This is a genomic window from Limnohabitans sp. 2KL-1, assembly GCF_003063435.1.
Lineage (GTDB): Bacteria > Pseudomonadota > Gammaproteobacteria > Burkholderiales > Burkholderiaceae_C > Limnohabitans_A.
Genome location: NZ_NESL01000006.1, coordinates 109868 through 128409, shown reverse-complemented (window position 1 = coordinate 128409; position 18542 = coordinate 109868). Strand labels below are relative to the sequence as shown.

15 protein-coding genes are annotated in these 18542 nt (G+C 60.0%); 5 read left to right on the top strand and 10 right to left on the bottom strand.

Going from position 1 to position 18542, the window contains the following annotated elements; genetic code table 11:
- Positions 1–49: 49 nt before the first annotated feature.
- The 8 genes from B9Z47_RS13380 to B9Z47_RS13345 all read right to left on the bottom strand — a co-directional run bounded on the left by B9Z47_RS13380 (position 50) and on the right by B9Z47_RS13345 (position 9653).
- Complete coding sequence (locus B9Z47_RS13380; protein ID WP_108331733.1) at positions 50–1036, bottom strand: tripartite tricarboxylate transporter substrate-binding protein; 987 nt, start codon at positions 1034–1036, stop codon at positions 50–52.
- A gap of 183 nt (positions 1037–1219) precedes the next feature.
- Positions 1220–2476, bottom strand: a complete 1257-nt coding sequence (locus tag B9Z47_RS13375) for a phenylacetate--CoA ligase family protein (RefSeq protein ID WP_108331732.1) — start codon at positions 2474–2476, stop codon at positions 1220–1222.
- A 53-nt stretch (positions 2477–2529) separates the two neighbouring features.
- Complete coding sequence (locus B9Z47_RS13370) at positions 2530–3339, bottom strand: ABC transporter ATP-binding protein (protein WP_108331773.1); 810 nt, start codon at positions 3337–3339, stop codon at positions 2530–2532.
- 137 nt (positions 3340–3476) lie between these two features.
- The gene (locus B9Z47_RS13365; protein ID WP_108331731.1) at positions 3477–4814 is read right to left on the bottom strand and encodes an ABC transporter substrate-binding protein; all 1338 of its coding nucleotides are present in this window, start codon (positions 4812–4814) and stop codon (positions 3477–3479) included.
- Positions 4815–4897: 83 nt separating this feature from the next.
- Entirely contained in the window at positions 4898–5974 is a 1077-nt protein-coding gene (locus B9Z47_RS13360) for a branched-chain amino acid ABC transporter permease (RefSeq protein WP_108331730.1), read from the bottom strand.
- A gap of 11 nt (positions 5975–5985) precedes the next feature.
- Complete coding sequence (locus B9Z47_RS13355) at positions 5986–6915, bottom strand: branched-chain amino acid ABC transporter permease (RefSeq protein ID WP_108331729.1); 930 nt, start codon at positions 6913–6915, stop codon at positions 5986–5988.
- Positions 6916–6927: 12 nt separating this feature from the next.
- Positions 6928–7710: an ABC transporter ATP-binding protein gene (locus B9Z47_RS13350; protein WP_108331728.1), complete on the bottom strand. Its 783-nt coding sequence runs from the start codon at positions 7708–7710 to the stop codon at positions 6928–6930.
- Entirely contained in the window at positions 7707–9653 is a 1947-nt protein-coding gene (locus tag B9Z47_RS13345; protein WP_108331727.1) for a long-chain fatty acid--CoA ligase, read from the bottom strand. Before B9Z47_RS13345 ends, B9Z47_RS13350 begins: the two co-directional genes overlap by 4 nt.
- Before the next feature lie 170 nt (positions 9654–9823).
- Between B9Z47_RS13345 and B9Z47_RS13340 the strand changes: the two genes are divergently transcribed.
- The 5 genes from B9Z47_RS13340 to B9Z47_RS13320 all read left to right on the top strand — a co-directional run bounded on the left by B9Z47_RS13340 (position 9824) and on the right by B9Z47_RS13320 (position 15731).
- Positions 9824–10534: a Crp/Fnr family transcriptional regulator gene (locus B9Z47_RS13340; RefSeq protein WP_108331726.1), complete on the top strand. Its 711-nt coding sequence runs from the start codon at positions 9824–9826 to the stop codon at positions 10532–10534.
- A gap of 162 nt (positions 10535–10696) precedes the next feature.
- Entirely contained in the window at positions 10697–11605 is a 909-nt protein-coding gene (locus B9Z47_RS13335) for a pseudouridine synthase (RefSeq protein ID WP_108331725.1), read from the top strand.
- Between the two features lie 211 nt (positions 11606–11816).
- Positions 11817–13787: a molecular chaperone HtpG gene (htpG, locus tag B9Z47_RS13330; RefSeq protein WP_108331724.1), complete on the top strand. Its 1971-nt coding sequence runs from the start codon at positions 11817–11819 to the stop codon at positions 13785–13787.
- A gap of 230 nt (positions 13788–14017) precedes the next feature.
- Positions 14018–15262, top strand: coding sequence for an MFS transporter (locus B9Z47_RS13325; protein ID WP_108331723.1), 1245 nt, complete (start codon positions 14018–14020; stop codon positions 15260–15262).
- An 85-nt stretch (positions 15263–15347) separates the two neighbouring features.
- Positions 15348–15731, top strand: a complete 384-nt coding sequence (locus tag B9Z47_RS13320; RefSeq protein ID WP_158271688.1) for a hypothetical protein — start codon at positions 15348–15350, stop codon at positions 15729–15731.
- Here B9Z47_RS13320 and fumC read toward each other — a convergent pair whose 3' ends face one another.
- Positions 15732–17150 (bottom strand): class II fumarate hydratase, encoded by a 1419-nt coding sequence (gene fumC, locus B9Z47_RS13315; RefSeq protein WP_369912299.1) that lies wholly within the window; start codon positions 17148–17150, stop codon positions 15732–15734.
- A gap of 314 nt (positions 17151–17464) precedes the next feature.
- Positions 17465–18532 (bottom strand): ABC transporter ATP-binding protein, encoded by a 1068-nt coding sequence (locus tag B9Z47_RS13305; RefSeq protein ID WP_108331720.1) that lies wholly within the window; start codon positions 18530–18532, stop codon positions 17465–17467.
- Positions 18533–18542 lie beyond the last annotated feature (10 nt).

Sequence of the window (18542 nt, the reverse complement as noted above, 5' to 3'; positions counted from 1 at the left end):
AAAAGCCGCACAAGGCGGCTTTTGCATTCAAGAACCACGGAACAACAGTTCAGTCAGCGTACTTGCCACCAGCATCCACGGCAGCCTTGATCTTGACCATCTCGGCGGCCACAAACTTCTTGTGCTCGTCGGGCTCAACACGCTTGTCCGTCACCACCAAAGCGCCCAAGCCTTCGTTCTTCTTGATGAACTCGGGGTCTTTCAGGGCTTTCTTCAAAGCGTCATTCAAAGTTTTGGTGATCGCTGCGGGCGTGCCTTTGGGCGCATACAAACCGTGCCAGATGGTCAGGTTGAAGCCTTTGAGGCCCATTTCCTGCAAGCTGGGGTAGTGCTTGAGCACAGGGTGACCGGCCAGGGGTTTGGCGGTGGTGACCGCAAAAGCCTTGACGCGACCGCCTTCGATCTGGCCCGTGGTATTAGTGGTCTGGTCACACATCACATCCACCTGGCCACCGATCAGGGCGGTCATGGCGGGGGCTGTGCCGCCGAACGGGATGGTGGTCATCGCGTCCTTCGTCTGCAAGGTGGACTGCCACAGCAGGCCGCAAATGTGCGAAGCAGAACCCAGCCCCGCGTGAGCGATGTTCAGCTTGCCCGCGTTGGCGCGGATGTAGTTTTCAAAGTCGCGGTAGGTGTTGGCGGGCAGCTGGGGCTTGCCGATCAGGGTCATGGGCACGTCGTTGACCATGCCCAGGAACTCGAAGTCCTCCAGCGGCTTGTACGAAATCTTGCGGTACAGCGCTGGCGTGGCGGCCATGCCGATGTGGAACAACAACAAAGTGTGACCATCGGGGTTGGCCTTGGCGACCTTGCTCGCGCCGATGGTGCCGCCAGCACCTGCAGCGTTTTCGACCACGAAATTGCTGCCGGGAATCTGCTTGCGCATGGCTTCGGCCAAGTCGCGGGCGACACGGTCGGTCGGTCCACCGGCCGTGAACGGCACCACAATCGACACCGGCTTGGAACCAGGATAAGTCTGGGCTTGGGCGCCAGCAGAAACAGCGGCCAAAGCGGCGAGGGCAATCCAATGCTTCATGTACACACTCCTATAAATGTTCGGATATTTTAAAAGCATCCAGAGTGTCATGAAATTAGGGGAAACAGCCAACGACCGACTGGCCTAGTCCCTGATTTCATGGGGACATTGCGCCCCGGTGTGAAGCCATAGCGCCAGACACAAGACGGCAGCGTTCAGCGCATGACCGCAGTCCGACCGGCCTCACTGATAACTGCGCGCGTCTTCAATGACCTTGCCATCATTGGCCAGGCTACCGGACTTCACCAGATGCACCTCGCCGCGCAGCTTGGTGACATCGCGCACCGCTTCCGACACTCGGGCCTTGAGGGCCTCGTCACTCAAATGATCGGTCTCGACATGCAAGGCCATCTGGTCATTGGCCATCTCGCCGGTCACCACCAGGCGCGCCTTGCTCACCTCCGGAAAGCGTTTGACGATCTCGGCCACCTGACCGGGGTGCACAAACATGCCCCGGATCTTGGTGGTCTGATCAGCACGGCCCATCCAGCCTTTGATGCGCTGCCCCGTTCGGCCCGTGGGGCAGGTACCGGGCAGGATGGCCGACAGGTCGCCCGTGCCAAAACGGATCAGCGGGTAATCCGGGTTGAGCGAGGTGATGACCAACTCGCCCACCTCGCCCTCGGGCACCGGGTCTCCGGTGCCGGGGCGCACGATCTCGACGATCACGCCTTCGTCAAGCACCAGGCCTTCACGCGAAGCGGTTTCGTAAGCGATCAGCCCCACATCGGCCGTGGCGTAGCACTGGTAGGCATCGACCCCGTGCGCCATCATCCAGTCGCGCAGGCTGGGCGGAAAGGCCTCGCCCGACACCAGCGCTTTGCGCACGCTGGGCAAGGCCACGCCCATCTCGGCGGCTTTCTCGATGATGATTTTCAAAAAGCTAGGCGTGCCAATGTAACCCGCAGGTTGTAACTCGGCCATGGCACCCACTTGCTGCTCGGTCTGGCCAATGCCACCCGGAAACACCGTGCAGCCCAAAGCATGTGCGCCCGTTTCCATCATGGAGCCAGCAGGGGTGAAGTGGTAGCTGAAGCAGTTGTGGATCAGCTCACCGGGACGAAAACCCGCCGCAAACATGGTGCGCGCCATGCGCCAGTAATCGGCGCGCGTGCCTTCGGGCTCGTAAATCGTGCCAGGGCTGGCAAACACGCGGGTCATGCCCGGGCCAAAACCCAGGGTGCTGAAACCGCCGAACACATTACCGCCGACGGCACGTGCAGCCTTCTGGCGTTCGAGCAATTCGTATTTGCGGATCACGGGCAATTGGGCCAGCGCCGCGCGGCTGTTGACACTGGCGGCATCCACATCCTTGAGCAACTCGGCAAATGCAGGAGCGTGGGCTTTGGCATGCGCCACCTGCGCGGGCAAAGCGGCCATCAAGGCGGCTTCACGGACTTCTGGGGCGCGCGTTTCCAAGGCATCAAAGTGCTGGGACATGGTTTTCTTTCTGGGGTACTGCGGTAAGAAAGGAAAGTGTGGGCATCCAGGCCTCAAGCCAACCAGCGCTTGCGGCGCTTGTAGCTCTTGACGTCTTTGAAGCTCTTGCGCTCGCCGCCGCCCATGCCCAGGTAAAACTCTTTCACGTCCTCGTTGGTGCGCAGCTCTTCGGCCGCGCCGTCCATCACCACGCGACCGGACTCCATGATGTAGCCGTAGTCGGCGTACTTCAAGGCCATGTTGGTGTTCTGCTCGGCGATCAGGAAAGTCACTTTTTCCTTCTCGTTGAGGTCTTTCACGATGTTGAACACCTCTTCCACGATCTGCGGGGCCAGGCCCATTGAGGGCTCGTCCAGCAACACCATGTTGGGGTTGGACATCAGGGCACGGCCAATGGCGCACATCTGCTGCTCGCCGCCCGAGGTGTAGGCAGCTTGCGAGGTGCGACGCGTTTTCAGGCGCGGGAAGTAGTTGTAGACCTTGTCCAGATTGGCCGCGATCTCGCCCTTGTCGGTGCGGGTGTAGCTGCCGGTCATCAGGTTTTCTTCGATGGTCAGGTGGGCAAAGCAGTGACGGCCTTCCATGACCTGCACCACACCCCGGTTCACAAGGTCGGCAGGCGAGAGGTTTTCGATGCGCTCGCCACGCAGCTCAATGCTGCCCTTGGTCACTTCGCCCCGCTCGCCCTTGAGCAAGTTGGAGATGGCCCGCAGCGTGGTGGTTTTGCCAGCGCCGTTGCCGCCCAGCAAGGCCACGATGCCCCTCTCGGGCACTTGCAGGGACACGCCCTTGAGCACCAGGATGACGTGGTTGTAAATGACTTCGATGCCATTGACGTTCAGAACAATGTTTTTGTCGTTCATGGACTTTGCCTTTTCTTTACTCTGGGGTTCAAGCCAAATGAAACCGCTGCACGCAAGGGTTTCATTTGGCAACTGCTCAGTGGTGCCAACCACTGAGCAGCTGCTGCCCACCGCTTGCGCAGCGGGCTGTTCACCGATCAGGACTGGCAATCCGCAGGGGTGCGGCGTGTGATCTTTTTCTCGGCGGCGTACTTGTCTGCAGCAACTTTCACCATGGGCTTGATGATCTGCTCATCGGCTTGGTACCAGTCGCTGGAGAACTCCCACTTGCTGCCGTTCCAAGTGTGGATACGCGCCCAATTGGCACCCATGTGGTCAGCGCACGAAGTGGAGACGGGACGCAACACGCCTTTGAAACCCAATGCATCGAGCTTGGGCTGGGTCAGGTTCAGGTTTTCATAACCCCAGCGCGCTTGTTCGCCGGTCATGACTTTGCCCTTGCCGTATTTCTCCTGGGCTTGACGCACGCCTTCCACTGCAAACATGGCGCTGAACAAACCGCGCATGTAGAGCACATCGCCCACTTCATCTTTGGGCCCTGTGCCTTGGCCTTTGGCGTGCAATTTATCCAGTACTTCCTTCACAACAGCCGCGCCTTTTTCGGCACCGTGCTGCATGGTGATGGCGTTGTAACCCTTGGCACCCATGCCCACGTCCTTGACATCAGGCTCGGCACCCGCCCACCACACGCCATAGATTTTCTCGCGGGGGTAGCCGGTGGCTTGCGCTTCCTTGAGCAAAGTGGAGTTCATCACGCCCCAACCCCAGTTAACGACGTAGTCCGGGCGGCTTTGACGAATTTGCAGCCAAGTGGATTTTTGCTCCACGCCGGGGTGGGTCACGGGCAACAAACTCAGCTTGAAGCCGTGCATGGCGGCACGCTCTTGCAAGATCGGGATGGCTTCTTTGCCAAATGGGCTGTCGTGGTAAACCAGCGCAATGTGCTTGCCCTTGAGTTTGTCAGCACCACCAGCTTTCTTGGCAATGTCCTGAACGATCACGTCACCAGCCACCCAGTACGTACCAGCCAAGGGAAAGTTCCACTTGAACACACCACCGTCAGCCGATTCGCTGCGGCCATAGCCTGCCGTGATCAGAGGGATCTTGTCGCCAGGCGCTTTTTCGGTCAGCGCAAAGGTGATTCCGGTCGACAGCGGCTGGAACACGGTGGCGCCACCGTTCTTGCCTTTCAAGCGCTCATAGCACTCCACGCCACGGTCTGTGGCGTAACCAGTTTCGCACTCTTCAAAACTGAGTTTGACGCCATTGATGCCGCCGCGTGCATTCACCAGCTTGAGGTAATCGACGTAGCCGTTGGCAAAGGGCACGCCGTTGGGCGCGTAAGCGCCAGTGCGGTACACCAGCACCGGGAAAAACTGCTCTTTGGTTTGGGCCGTGGCCACGGTGCTGACGAGCGCACTGGCAAGACCGGCAGCCGCCACCGCAGTGGCCAGAACAATTTGACGAAGCTTCATGGTTTGTCTCCTGTTAAAAAAAATGGGAAGCACTTGGGGTAAAACACTTTGAAAAAATTTAGCATCCCTGCATTGCTGATTCATCAGTGCGGGAAGGGCCACAGACGAAGCTTTTGCTTGGCCACCGACCACAATTTGGCCAGGCCATGAGGCTCCACGATCAGGAACCACACAATCAGGGCACCAAAGATCATGAACTCGGTATGCGAGACGGCAGCTGTCGAGATACTGACACCCACCAGATCACCCGCCCAGGGCAGGAACTGGTTGAGAAAAATCGGCAAGACCACGATGAAAGCCGCACCAAAGAAGCTTCCCATGATGGAGCCCATGCCACCGATGATGACCATGAACAACAACTGAAACGACCGGTCAATGGAGAAAGCCGCTGGCTCCCACGAACCCAGGTGCACAAAGCCCCACAGGCCACCGGCCACACCGACGATGAAAGAACTCACGGCAAAGGCGCTGAGCTTCGCGTACACCGGCCGAATGCCGATCACGGCTGCGGCCACATCCATGTCTCGAATGGCCATCCACTCGCGGCCAATGGCCGAACGCACCAAGTTTTTAGCCAGCAACCCAAAGACCACCAAGAAAGCTAGGCAGAAAAGGTATTTTTCCAGCGGTGTATTGATGCCGATGCCCATCACGTTCAAATTGGACACGGACACAGACCCTGATGCGTTGTTGTTGGTGAACCAACCCACACGCAAGAAAGCCCAATCGCAAAAGAACTGTGCTGCCAACGTGGCCACGGCCAAGTACAAGCCCTTGACCCGCAAACTCGGCACACCAAAGAAAATGCCGACCAAGGTGGCGAAAAAACCACCTGAGAGCAAGGCCAAGATCAGGGGCATGCCCTCAATCCGGATGTAGGTGTTGTAGGCCATGTAAGCCCCCACGGCCATGAATGCGCCCGAACCCAACGAGATCTGTCCGCAATAGCCCACCAAAATATTCACACCCAAAGCGGCCAGCGACAAGATCAGAAAGGGAATCAGGATGGCCCGAAACATGTATTCATCGACGAGGAACGGCACGCCAATGAATGCGAATGCGACCAACGCCAAAATGGCCCACCGGTCTTGCGCAATCGCAAAGATCTGCTGGTCTTTGCGGTATGTAGTTTTGAATTGACCGTTTTCTCTGTAAAACATCTTTTTTCTCCTTACACGCGGTCAATGATTTTTTCGCCAAACAAGCCTTGCGGACGGAACAGCAAGAACACCAAGGCAAGCACGTAAGCGAACCAGATTTCAATACCGCCGCCGACCATGGGGCCGATATAAACCTCCGACAGCTTCTCGCCAACACCAATGATCAACCCCCCAATGATGGCACCAGGCACCGAGGTCAGTCCGCCCAAAATGATCACGGGCAAAGCGCGCAAAGCCACAGTGGTCAGCGAAAACTGCACGCCCATCTTGGAGCCCCAGATGATGCCCGCCACCAATGCCGTCAGCCCCGCAACAAACCAGACGATCACCCAAATGCGGTTGAGTGGAATGCCGATCGACTGGGCGGCCTGGTGGTCATCGGCCACAGCACGCAAGGCACGACCGGTACTGGTTTTTTGGAAAAACAAGGACAACACCACCACCAACAAAGCCGCAATGCACGCGGCATAGACGTCTTCAAGGTTGACCAACACGCCACCTTCAAAGACCGTGTCAAACAAGAACACCGGATCTTTGGGCATGCCCACATCAATTTTGTAAATGTCACTGCCAAAAATCGTCTGGCCCAAGCCGTCGAGAAAGTAAGTAATGCCCAGCGTGGCCATGAGCAAAGTTACACCTTCTTGGTTGACGAGGTGACGCAACACCAAGCGCTCGATCAGCCAAGCCAGTGCGAACATGACAACAGCTGACAGCGCGAAGGCGATCAGATTGCCCAAAAATTTGTCGTCGATGCCCAACCAGCCGGGAATCCACTCGGAAAACCGGGCCATGGCCAAAGCCGCAAACAAAACCATCGCGCCTTGCGCGAAATTGAACACGCCAGATGCCTTGAAAATCAACACAAAGCCGAGCGCCACCAGCGCATAGAGCATGCCGGCCATGAGGCCGCCCAAAAGAGCTTCCAGGAAAAATGCCATGTCTTTTTCTCCTTAGTGACTGGTGCCCAGATAGGCACTGATCACTTCTTCGTTGTTGCGCACTTCTTCGGGAGTCCCGTCGCCGATTTTTTTGCCGTAGTCCAGCACCACCACACGGTCCGAAATATCCATCACCACGCCCATGTCGTGCTCGATCAGCACGATGGTCGAACCGAACTCGTCGTTCACATCCAAGATAAAGCGGCACATGTCCTGCTTTTCTTCCATGTTCATGCCGGCCATGGGCTCGTCGAGCAACAATACTTGCGGCTCCATGGCCAAGGCTCGGCCCAAGTCCACGCGCTTTTGCAAGCCGTAGGGCAGTTGCCCCACCGGTGTTTTGCGGAAGGCCTGGATTTCCAGAAAATCGATGATGTGTTCAACGAATTCGCGGTGCTCTTCTTCCTCGCGTTGAGCGGGGCCAAGGCGCAAGGCCTGCATGAACAGGTTGCTTTTGATGCGCAGGTTGCGGCCGGTCATGATGTTGTCGATCACGCTCATGCCTTTGAACAGCGCCAGGTTCTGGAAGGTACGGGCAATGCCCATCTCGGCCACCTGGCGGCTGTTCATGTGGTCAAAGGTCTGGCCACGGAAGGTGATCGAGCCCTCTTGCGGCGTGTAGACACCGTTGATGCAGTTGAGCATCGAGCTCTTGCCAGCACCGTTGGGCCCGATGATGGCGCGCACTTCGTGTTCACGCACATTGAACGAGATGTCGGTCAGCGCCTTGACGCCACCGAATCGCAAACTGATGTTCTTGACGTCGAGGATGACGTCACCTATTTTTTTGGTCATGCTGCTGCCTTCACGGGTGTGAATGTCTTGGCGTCGGAAATTTTCAAGGTCGCGCTCACGCTGCCGCTGCGACCGTCTTCAAACTTCACCACCGTCTCGATGAACTGCTCGGTTTTGCCTTCGTACAGGCCATCGACCAGGGGTTTGTATTTGTCGGCAATGAAGCCGCGACGGACTTTGTTGGTGCGGGTCAACTCGCCGTCGTCGGCATCCAGCTCTTTGTGCAGGATCAAAAAGCGTGACACTTGGCTACCGGCCAGCAAGGCGTCTTCGGCCAAATCGGCATTGACCTTTTCCACGCACTCCTGGATGAGTTGGTAAACCTCTGGCTTTTGCGCCAGATCGGTGTAACCGGCATAAGGCAGGTTGCGGCGCTCGGCCCAGTTGCCCACGGCGTCAAAGTCGATGTTGATCATCACGCACACTTTTTCGCGCTGGTCGCCATAGGCCACCACTTCTTTGATGTGCGGGAAAAACTTGAGCTTGTTTTCGACGTATTTGGGCGCAAACATGGCACCGTCGTTCGCGCCACCCTGGATGCGGCCCACGTCTTTGACGCGGTCAATGATCTTGAGGTGACCATGCGAGTCGATGAAGCCCGCATCACTGGTGTGGTACCAGCCGTCGGCCGTGAGCACCTCGGCGGTAGCGGCCGGGTTCTTGTAATACTCCTTGAGCAAACCAGGCGACTTGACCAGTATCTCGCCGTTGTCGGCCACCTTGATCTCCACGCCCTTGCAAGGCACCCCCACGGTGTCGGCGCGCGCTTCGTTGTCGGGCTGCAGGCAGACGAAAACAGCCGTTTCTGTCGAACCATACAGCTGCTTGATGTTCACGCCAATGGAGCGGAAGAAGGTGAACAGGTCCGGGCCAATCGCCTCGCCCGCGGTGTAGGCCACACGCACGCGGCTGAAACCCAGGTTGTTGCGCAGCGGGCCATAGACCATCAGGTTGCCCAGCGCGTACATCAATCGGTCCGCCAAGCCCACGGACTGGCCATCCATCAGGGCGGGGCCCACTTTTTTGGCCACGTCCATGAAGGCGTGGAACATCTTGCGCTTGAACACACCCGCATCTTCCATGCGGATCATCACGCTGGTGAGCATGCCCTCGAACACACGGGGCGGCGCAAAGTAATAGGTGGGGCCAATTTCTTTCAGGTCGATGGTCACCGTGGCGGCCGACTCGGGGCAATTGACCACATAGCCGCAGACCAACCACTGCGCGTAGCTGAAAATGTTTTGCCCCACCCAGGCCGGAGGCATGTAGGCCAGCACGTCTTCCGCGTTGGTCAGTTTGTCAAATTCGGCACCGGCTTCGGCACGGTCGGTCAAAGAGCCATGCGTGTGCACCACGCCCTTGGGGTTGCCCGTGGTGCCCGAGGTGAAGAACATCGCCGCCACATCGGTGTATTGGGCTGTTTCGACTTCTTCAGAGAAAAATTGGGGGTGCTGCTTGGCAAACACCGCGCCTGCAGCGATCAGCTCTTCGAGCGAGCCCAGACCGTCTTCGGTGTACTTGCGCAGACCGCGTGGGTCGTCGTAATAAATGTGCGTCAGCTGCGGGCACTTTTCGCGCACTTCCAGCATCTTGTCGACCTGCTCTTGGTCTTCGACCACGCAAAACCGCACCTCGGCGTTGGTGATGGGGAACACGCATTCGGCGGCAGCAGCGTCCTGGTACAGCGGCACAGGGATCGCGCCCAGTGACTGCGCAGCCAGCATGGTGGCGTAAAGCCGTGGGCGGTTGGCACCCACCACGATCAAGTGCTCACCACGCTGCAAGCCCGCCTGGTGCAAACCGCAAGCCACCGACTCGACCAAGCTGGCCAAGTCCGCCCAGTTCGTGGTTTGCCAAATGCCGTATTCCTTTTCACGCAACGCAGGCGCGCTTGGGCGCTCTGCGGCATGCTTGAGCATCAATCGGGGAAACGTTGTTTGCATGACCGGACCTGTCTCCAAAACTTGAACTGAAACGGCACACCCACACGGATGCGTCTTGATTCGAGAACGGATGCTATGGCCCAGTTTGACGTCAAGTTGTCGTTTCGACGACAATTCAGGGAAGACCCCTAGCACAACTGACCACTTCCTGACATCTTGTCTTTCAACCCATGGCCCTTGAACCCAGCGTTTACCAGCGCCGACGCTCCCCCACCCCCGCCGAGCTGGACGAGATCCCGTGGTGGGGGCTGCTGACCCCCGAAGAGCGCACCCGCATCGCTCCCCAACTGGTGGTCAGCGACCCGCAGGTGGGCGACTATGTTTGCCGCGTGGGCCGTCCCGTGACCTACTGGTTCGGCGTGATCTCGGGCCTGCTCAAGATGAGCAGCGACAACGAAAGTGGCCAGACCATGACCTTCACCGGCGTACCGCCGGGCGGCTGGTTTGGCGAAGGCACAGCGCTCAAGCGCGAGGCCTACCGCTACAACATCCAGCCCCTGCGCGCCAGCGTGGTGGCGGGCTTGCCGGTGGACACCTTTCATTGGCTGATCGACCACTCGCTGGGCTTCAACCGCTTCATCATGAACCAGCTCAACGAACGCTTGGGCCAGTTCATCGCCGCCCGCGAGCTGGACCGCATGAACAACCCCGAACTGCGCCTGGCCCGCAACTTGGCCACCTTGTTCAACCCGGTGCTGTTTTCCGGTGTGGGCGAGGTGCTGCGCATCACCCAGCAAGAGCTGGCTTATTTGGTGGGGCTGTCGCGCCAACGGGTGAATGAAGCGCTGCGCGTGCTCGAAGCGCGTCAGCTCATTCGGGTGGAGTACGGCGGCCTGCGAATTTTGGACTTGCAGGGGCTGCGCACCGAGCAATTTCAGTAATCCCCTGTGGGAGCGAGCCCCTGCTCGCGAAGGCTCGTTCACCACGGTCACTGATTCAAAGCTCTTGGCCCCATTCAACATTCGGCCGCAGGGGCGGCCTCCCACAAAAGAGGGAAAATGAGGTCATTGCCGATTTGGCCCCATTTTTGACCCTACACACCCATGACCCAGCCCCCCGCATTCAAACGCGCCCCCCGCCCCGAAGGCAAGGGCGAAACGGCCGCACCCAGCGGCACCTCGCGCCTGAACAAACGCATGGCCGAGCTGCGCATGTGCTCGCGCCGCGAAGCCGACGCCTGGATCGAACAAGGCTGGGTCTTTGTCAACGGACAGCCCGCCAGCATGGGCCAGCAGGTCAGCTTGTCGGACCGCATCACCATCGACAAAGCCGCAGAGCAGCAGCAAGACCGGCAAGTGACCATCCTGCTGCACAAGCCCATGGGCTATGTGAGCGGTCAGGCCGAAGACGGGCACGAGCCCGCGATCACGCTCATCAACCCGCGCAGCCACTGGGCGGGTGATCCATCGAAGATGCGCTTCACACCGCCCCACTTGCGTGGCCTGGCCCCGGCCGGGCGGCTCGACATTGATTCGACAGGTCTTTTGGTGCTGACGCAAGACGGCCGCGTGGCCCGTCAGCTGATCGGCGAAGACTCGGAGATGGAAAAGGAATACCTGGTGCGCGTGGCCTACACCGGCCACGAAAACACCGCTGCAGCCTCGGCGGCATCGGCCACCTATGGCGGCAAGGCCCAGCAGCTGACCACCATTGGCGACTTCGACCGCGTCAGCGCCAACGTGCAAGCCGTCTTCCCCAAAGAACAACTGGAGCGCCTGCGCCACGGCCTGAGCTTGGATGGCAAACCGCTCAAGCCCGCGAAGGTGGACTGGCAAAACCCCGAGCAGTTGCGCTTTGTGCTGACCGAAGGCAAGAAGCGCCAGATTCGCCGCATGTGCGAGCAAGTGGGCCTGAAAGTCGTGGGCCTCAAACGCATCCGCATGGGCGGCGTGCAGCTGGGCCAAATGCCTGCGGGGACTTGGCGGTATTTGGGACCCAACGAGTCGTTCTGACGCCCGACGGGTTTGGGCTTGTGGGAGCGAGCCCCTGCTCGCGAATGTGCGCCCCGCCCACTTGAAGCATTCGGCCGCAGGGGCAGCCTCCCACAAAAACCAGGCGATCCTGTCGAGCACATCCGCGACCCTTGAATTCCAAACGCCTGCCCCCAGATGAACACCGTTTTGGTTATCTGTCCTTTTGACCCTTGAACTTTTAGAAACCGCTATGAGCAAACAAACCCATGCCTTTCAGGCCGAAGTCGCGCAACTGCTGCACCTGGTCACCCACTCGCTGTATTCCAACCAAGAAATTTTCTTGCGCGAGCTGATCTCCAACGCCTCGGACGCTTGCGACAAACTGCGCTTTGAAGCGCTCAACAACACCACCCTGTACGAAGACGCGCCCGACTTGCAGGTGCGCCTGTCCTTCGACAAAGCCGCCAAAACACTGACCATCACCGACAACGGCATAGGCATGACGGCGCAAGAAGCCATTGACCACTTGGGCACGATTGCCAAGAGCGGTACCAAGGACTTCATGAGCAAGCTGAGCGGCGACCAAAAATCAGACGCGCAGCTGATCGGCCAGTTTGGTGTGGGCTTTTATTCGGGCTTCATCGTGGCCGAAAAAATCACCGTCGAGACCCGCCGTGCGGGCGCAGCAGCGGCTGAAGGTGTGCGCTGGATCAGCGGTGGCACGGGCGACTTTGAGGTCGAGACCATCAACCGCGCCGAACGCGGCACCAGCGTGATCCTGCACCTGCGCGAAGAGGCGCTGGAGTACGCCAATACATGGAAGCTCAAGGAGATCGTCGGCAAATACTCCGACCACATCAGCCTGCCCATCTTGATGGAAAAGGAAGAGTGGCAAGACGGCGAGCTGATCGACCCGAGCAACGAAGAAGCCGGCCGCCAACCCGGCGGCATGGTCAAGACCGGCGAGTGGGAAACCATCAACAAAGCCAGCGCCTTGTGGACCCGCCCCAAGAAAGACATCACCGACGAGCAGTACGCCGACTTTTACAAACAGATCAGCCGCGACTTTGAAGCCCCGCTGACCTGGACGCACAACCGCGTGGAAGGCAGCACCGAATACACCCAACTGCTCTACATCCCATCAAAAGCCCCGCAAGACCTGTGGAACCGCGACAAGAAGGCAGGCATCAAGCTCTACGTCAAACGCGTGTTCATCATGGACGAAGCCGAAGCGCTGATGCCCAGCTACCTGCGCTTTGTCAAAGGCGTGGTGGACTCGGCCGACCTGCCGCTGAACGTGAGCCGCGAGCTGCTGCAAGAAAGCCGCGACGTGAAAGCCATCCGCGAAGGCTGCACCAAGCGTGTGCTGTCGATGTTGGAAGACTTGGCCAAACACGACAAGGCCCCCGAGGCTGGTGCCGATGGCGTGACGGACGTCTTAAGCGACGAGGACAAAGCCAAGATCGGCCAGTACACCCAGTTCTACGCCGAATTCGGGGCGGTGCTCAAAGAAGGCCTGGGCGAAGACTTTGCCAACAAAGACCGCCTGTCCAAACTGCTTCGCTTTGCATCGACCACCAGCGACACCGTGAGCGTCAGCTTTGCGGACTACAAAGCCCGCATGAAGGACGGCCAGGACGCGATTTACTACATCACCGCCGACACGCTGGCCGCCGCCAAGAACAGCCCGCAGCTCGAAGTCTTCAAGAAAAAAGGCATTGAAGTCTTGCTGATGACCGACCGCGTGGACGAGTGGGCGCTCAACTTTGTGCACGAGTTCGACGGCACCCCGCTGCAAAGTGTGGCCAAAGGCGCGTTTGACCTGGGCAAGCTGCAAGACGAAGAAGAAAAGAAAGCCGCCGAAGACGCGGCCGAAACCTTCAAGCCCGTGCTGGCCAAGCTGAAAGAAGCGCTCAAAGACAAAGCCGAAGACGTGCGCGTGACCAGCCGCCTGGTGGACAGCCCCGCCTGCCTGGTGGTGACCGACGACGGCATGAGCATGCAACTGGCCCGGATGCTCAAGCAGGCCGGTCAACAAGCGCCTGAAGTCAAGCCCGTGCTCGAAGTCAACCCTGAGCACGCGTTGGTCAAAAAGCTCGATGGCTCGGTCCACTTCCACGACCTGGCCCACATCCTGTTCGACCAGGCCCTGCTGGCCGAAGGCGGCTTGCCGGCAGACCCGGCGGCTTATGTGAAGCGGGTGAATGCGCTGCTGAGCTGATCGTCAGCCGTGTGTGTCATCCCGGGCTCAATCCGGGATTCATGCCCCGTCCGAAGCCCCGCCAGACCTGTGTTTGGCGGGGCTTTGTTGTCTCTGATGCGCTGCAAACCCTTTGCTGGCCTGGCTTCTTACCGATCGAAGTTTCAAACTTGGATACGTAAAAAATACGCCAACCCATGCCAGTAACCCACAAGACAAGCCCTGGCCCGGCCATGCGCTAAATTGGTGCAATGCACACCCAACCCGCCGACCCTGCCCTCATCGATTCCCGCCAGGCTGCCTGGCGCTTGCTGGCCACCTTGGGGCTGGTGGTGCTGGGCAACAGCAGCATGTACATCGTCTCGGTGGTGCTGCCTGCGGTGCAGACCGAGTTTGGCGTGGGCCGGGCCGATGCCTCGCTGCCTTACACCTTGATGATGATCTGCCTGGGGCTGGGTGGCCTCATCACCGGTCGCCTGGCCGACCGGCACGGCCTGATGCCGGTGCTGTGGGTCGGCGCGTTGGCCGTGTGCGGTGGGTTTGTGTGGGCGGGCATGTCGGGCAGCATCTGGGCGTTTGGTCTGGCGCACGGCTTGATGGGCCTGGTGGGCAGTTCGTCGACCTTTGCCCCCCTGATGGCCGACACCGCCTTGTGGTGGAACCGCCGCCGGGGCATTGCGGTGGCGATTTGCGCCAGCGGCAATTACATCGCGGGCACGATCTGGCCGCCGATTGTTCAGCACGGCGTCGAGACTTTGGGCTGGCGTCAGACCTACATCTTGCTGGGCATTTTTTGCGGCGTGGGCATGTTTTTACTGGCCACACGCATGCGCCAGCGCCCACCGCTGGTGACCCTGACCCCGGCCAACGCCAATGCCCCGGAGGTGGACCGCAGCCGCCCCTTTGGTCTGCAACCCGCCCATGCCCAAGGCCTGCTGTTTGTGGCGGGCATGGCGTGTTGCGTGGCCATGTCCATGCCTCAGGTTCACATCGTGGCCTATTGCACCGACCTGGGTTTTGGCGCGGCACGCGGAGCCGAAATGCTCTCGCTGATGCTGGCCAGCGGCATCGTCAGCCGTTTGGTGTTTGGTGTGATCAGTGACCGCATGGGTGGCATCCGCACTTTGCTGCTGGGTTCGTTTTTGCAAGGCGTGGCGCTGCTGATGTTTTTGCCCTTTGACGGCATGGTGCCGCTGTACATCGTCTCGGCCATGTTTGGCCTGTTTCAAGGCGGCATCGTGCCCGCCTACGCCATCATCATCCGCGAACACTTCAACCCCAAAGAGGCCGGTGCCCGCGTGGGCTCGGTGATCATGGCGACCTTGCTGGGCATGGCCTTGGGGGGGTGGATGTCGGGCTGGGTGTTTGACATGACGGGCAGTTACCACGCCGCCTTTTTGAATGGCATCGCATGGAATTTTCTCAACCTGTGCATCGCCAGCTGGTTGTTCTGGCGGGTGCGTCAGGCTGAACGCGGCGCAGCCGCTCGCGCTTGAGGCCGCTCAGCGCAGGCTGAGCCCCATGGCCGAGCCTGCGCGCCATACACATTTGCTTGCACTCGTCCTGGCAAAGAATGTTTCAATGCTGCGTATGAACTCATTGCATTCGACTTTCCCCTTGCAAACACGCTGGCCCCAACGCTTGGGCCTGTTGATCCTGTTGGTGGGCTTGTTCGGTTGCACCAACGTACAAACCGGCGCGGGTGTGAACATTGGCGTGCCCATCCTGCCGGGGGTGTCGCTGGGCGTCAACGTGGGCACGGGCGGCATCAGCGCAGGGGTCAACGCGCATTCCGGGCCTGTCGGCGTCGGTGTGGGCGTGAACGGGGCAGGCCAAGTCACCGGACGCGCTGGCGTGGGCATGGGCACATCCGGCCCCGTGAATGTGGGCGGCGGTGTGGGCGTTGGTGGGGTGATTTACGACCCCCAAAAACAATTGCAACCCGAGTCCAAACCCAAGCCCTGATCAAGGCCAGTCGCTGGCATTGGCCGCGCCCAGCATGGACGCTGGGTCAAGCCAGCGCGCCAGGTCTTCCGGCCGGGCATAACCCAATGAAACTGCGGCCTCGGTCAGCGTGCTTTGATGCTGAAAAGCCCATTGGGCGATTTCAGCGGCACGGTCGTGGCCCACATGCGGCACCAAGGCGGTCACCAGCATCAGCGACTTGTGCAGGTTGTCGGCGATGCGTGGCGGGTTGGCGTGCAGGCCCTGCACGCCATAGCGCTCAAAACTGCGCATGCCATCGCTGAGCAAACGCAAACTTTGCAACAGGTTGTGGGCCATCAGCGGCTTGCAGACATTCAGCTCAAAATTCCCCGAAGCGCCGCCCATGCCCATGGCCACATCGTTGCCCATGACCTGCATGCAGGCCATGATCAGCGCCTCGCACTGCGTGGGGTTCACCTTGCCCGGCATCATGGAACTGCCCGGCTCGTTTTCGGGCAGGCTGATTTCACCCAGCCCTGAACGGGGGCCAGAGGCCAACCAGCGGATGTCGTTGGCGATCTTCACCAAGGCCACGGCCAGGATTTTGAGCACCCCGTGCCCCGCCACCAGCGCATCGTGTGCGGCCAGGGCGGCAAATTTGTTGTCGGCGCTCTCAAAGGGCAAGTGGTGGACACGCGCCAGCTCGGCGCACACCCGCACGCCAAATTGCGGATGGGTGTTGAGCCCGGTGCCCACCGCCGTGCCACCCATGGCCAGCGGCATCAGCCACGACAGGGCGTCGACCAATTTGGCGCGGCAAGAGGCCAATTGCGCCACATAGCCCGAGAACTCTTGCCCCAGCGTGATCGGGGTGGCGTCCTGCAAGTGCGTGCGCCCCACCTTGATGAGCCCCGCAAATGCCCTGGATTTTTCGGCCAAGGCCGTCCGCAGCAGGTCAAGCGCAGGCAACAGGTTCTGCTCGATGGCCCAAGCTGCAGCCAGGTGCATGGCCGTGGGAAACACGTCGTTGGAGGACTGCCCAAGATTGACATCGTCGTTGGGGTGGAGCAGGCGCTGCATGCCCCGCATGCCGCCCATCAATTCGGAGCCCCGGTTGGCCAGCACCTCGTTCATGTTCATGTGGGTTTGCGTGCCCGAGCCGGTTTGCCACACCGCCAGCGGAAACTCGCTGTCGTGCCGCCCTGCAACCACCTCGTCTGCGGCTGCCACGATGCTTTGCACCTTGTCGGCAGGCAGCAAGCCCAGATCGCCATTGACCTTGGCACAGGCCCGCTTGACCGAGGCCAGCGCATGGATGAGCGCGATGGGCATGCGCTCGTCAGAGATGCGAAAGTGCACACGGGCACGTTGCGTTTGCGCGCCCCACAAGCGCTGGGCGTCCACCTCAATGGAGCCCATGGCATCGTGTTCGAGGCGGGTGGCCACGGTGCCCTCCATGCGCCATTCAGCGGTCAAACATCCGCTGCGCGGTTTGCGCAATCAGCTGGCCCTGATGCCGCGCACCGTCCAGCTCGATGTGCCCATAAGTGGCATAGTAAAGAACAAGAACTTTGGCCATGGCGACTCCTGTGAAAAACAGAAAGACCGCTGTCAATGCCTGCCACGTCACAGGCGCAAGCGGACTCTGCGTTTCAACATCATCCAGATAGGCCATTCAACGATCTGTCTGCTGGAGCACAGAACGCCGGCGCGCCTCCCACCTACATGGCCAGCATGGCGTCAGCCCATGCACACGCGCTGCATGCCCACACTCAAGCCAAACGCACGCCACTCGCCCGGTCAAACAAATGCGACTGCTCGGCCGACCATTGCAGGTGCACCGCATCGCCCACATTCGCTTGCAGCACGCCCGGCACGCGGGCCGTGAGCTTGCCTGCGGCGGTGTCCACCGTGGCATAGGTTTCGGGGCCGGTGGGCTCGATCATGCTGAGCTTGCCAGGCAAGCCTTGTGCGGCAAAGCTGATGCTCTCGGGGCGCAGGCCGTACACCAGCTCGGCACTGCCGTGGGCTTGCAGGGCGGCGCGTTGCGCATCGGTGATGGGCAGTTCCACGCCGTGGGCAGTCAATGCTTGACCCACACGAGAAGCGTCCACCATGTTCATGGCCGGTGAGCCGATGAACTCGGCCACAAAGCGGTTGGCCGGACGGTTGTAGATTTGGGCAGGTGTGCCGAACTGTTGCACCAAGCCGTCTTTCATCACGGCGATGCGGTCGCCCAGCGTCATGGCTTCGACCTGGTCGTGCGTCACGTACACCGTGGTGGTTTGGGTGCGCTGGTGCAAGAGCTTGATTTCGGCGCGCATTTCCACGCGCAGTTTGGCATCGAGGTTGGACAGTGGCTCGTCAAACAAAAACAGCTTGGGGTCTCGCGCCAGGGCCCGGCCCATGGCCACACGCTGACGCTGACCGCCCGAGAGTTGCCCGGGTTTGCGGTCCAGCAGGTGGCCGATTTGCAGCATGGCCGACACGCGGTCCACCGCCGCTTTACGCTCGGCCTTGGGCACTTTGCGAATCTCCAAGCCAAAGGCGATGTTTTGCGCCACGGTCATGTTGGGGTAGAGCGCGTAGCTCTGAAACACCATGGCGATGTCGCGGTCCTTGCTGGGCAAGTTCGTCACATCGCGCTCACCGATGTGGATGCTGCCGCTGGTGGGGTGGTCCAGGCCCGCGATCATCGACAACAGCGTGGATTTGCCGCAGCCGGACGGGCCGACCAGAATCAAAAATTCTCCGGCTTCGATCTCCAGATCAATGCCTTTGAGGATGTGGACCGTCTCGTTGTAGGTCTTGTGGATGTTGCGAATGGCAAGTGCGCCCATGGTCTTTTTC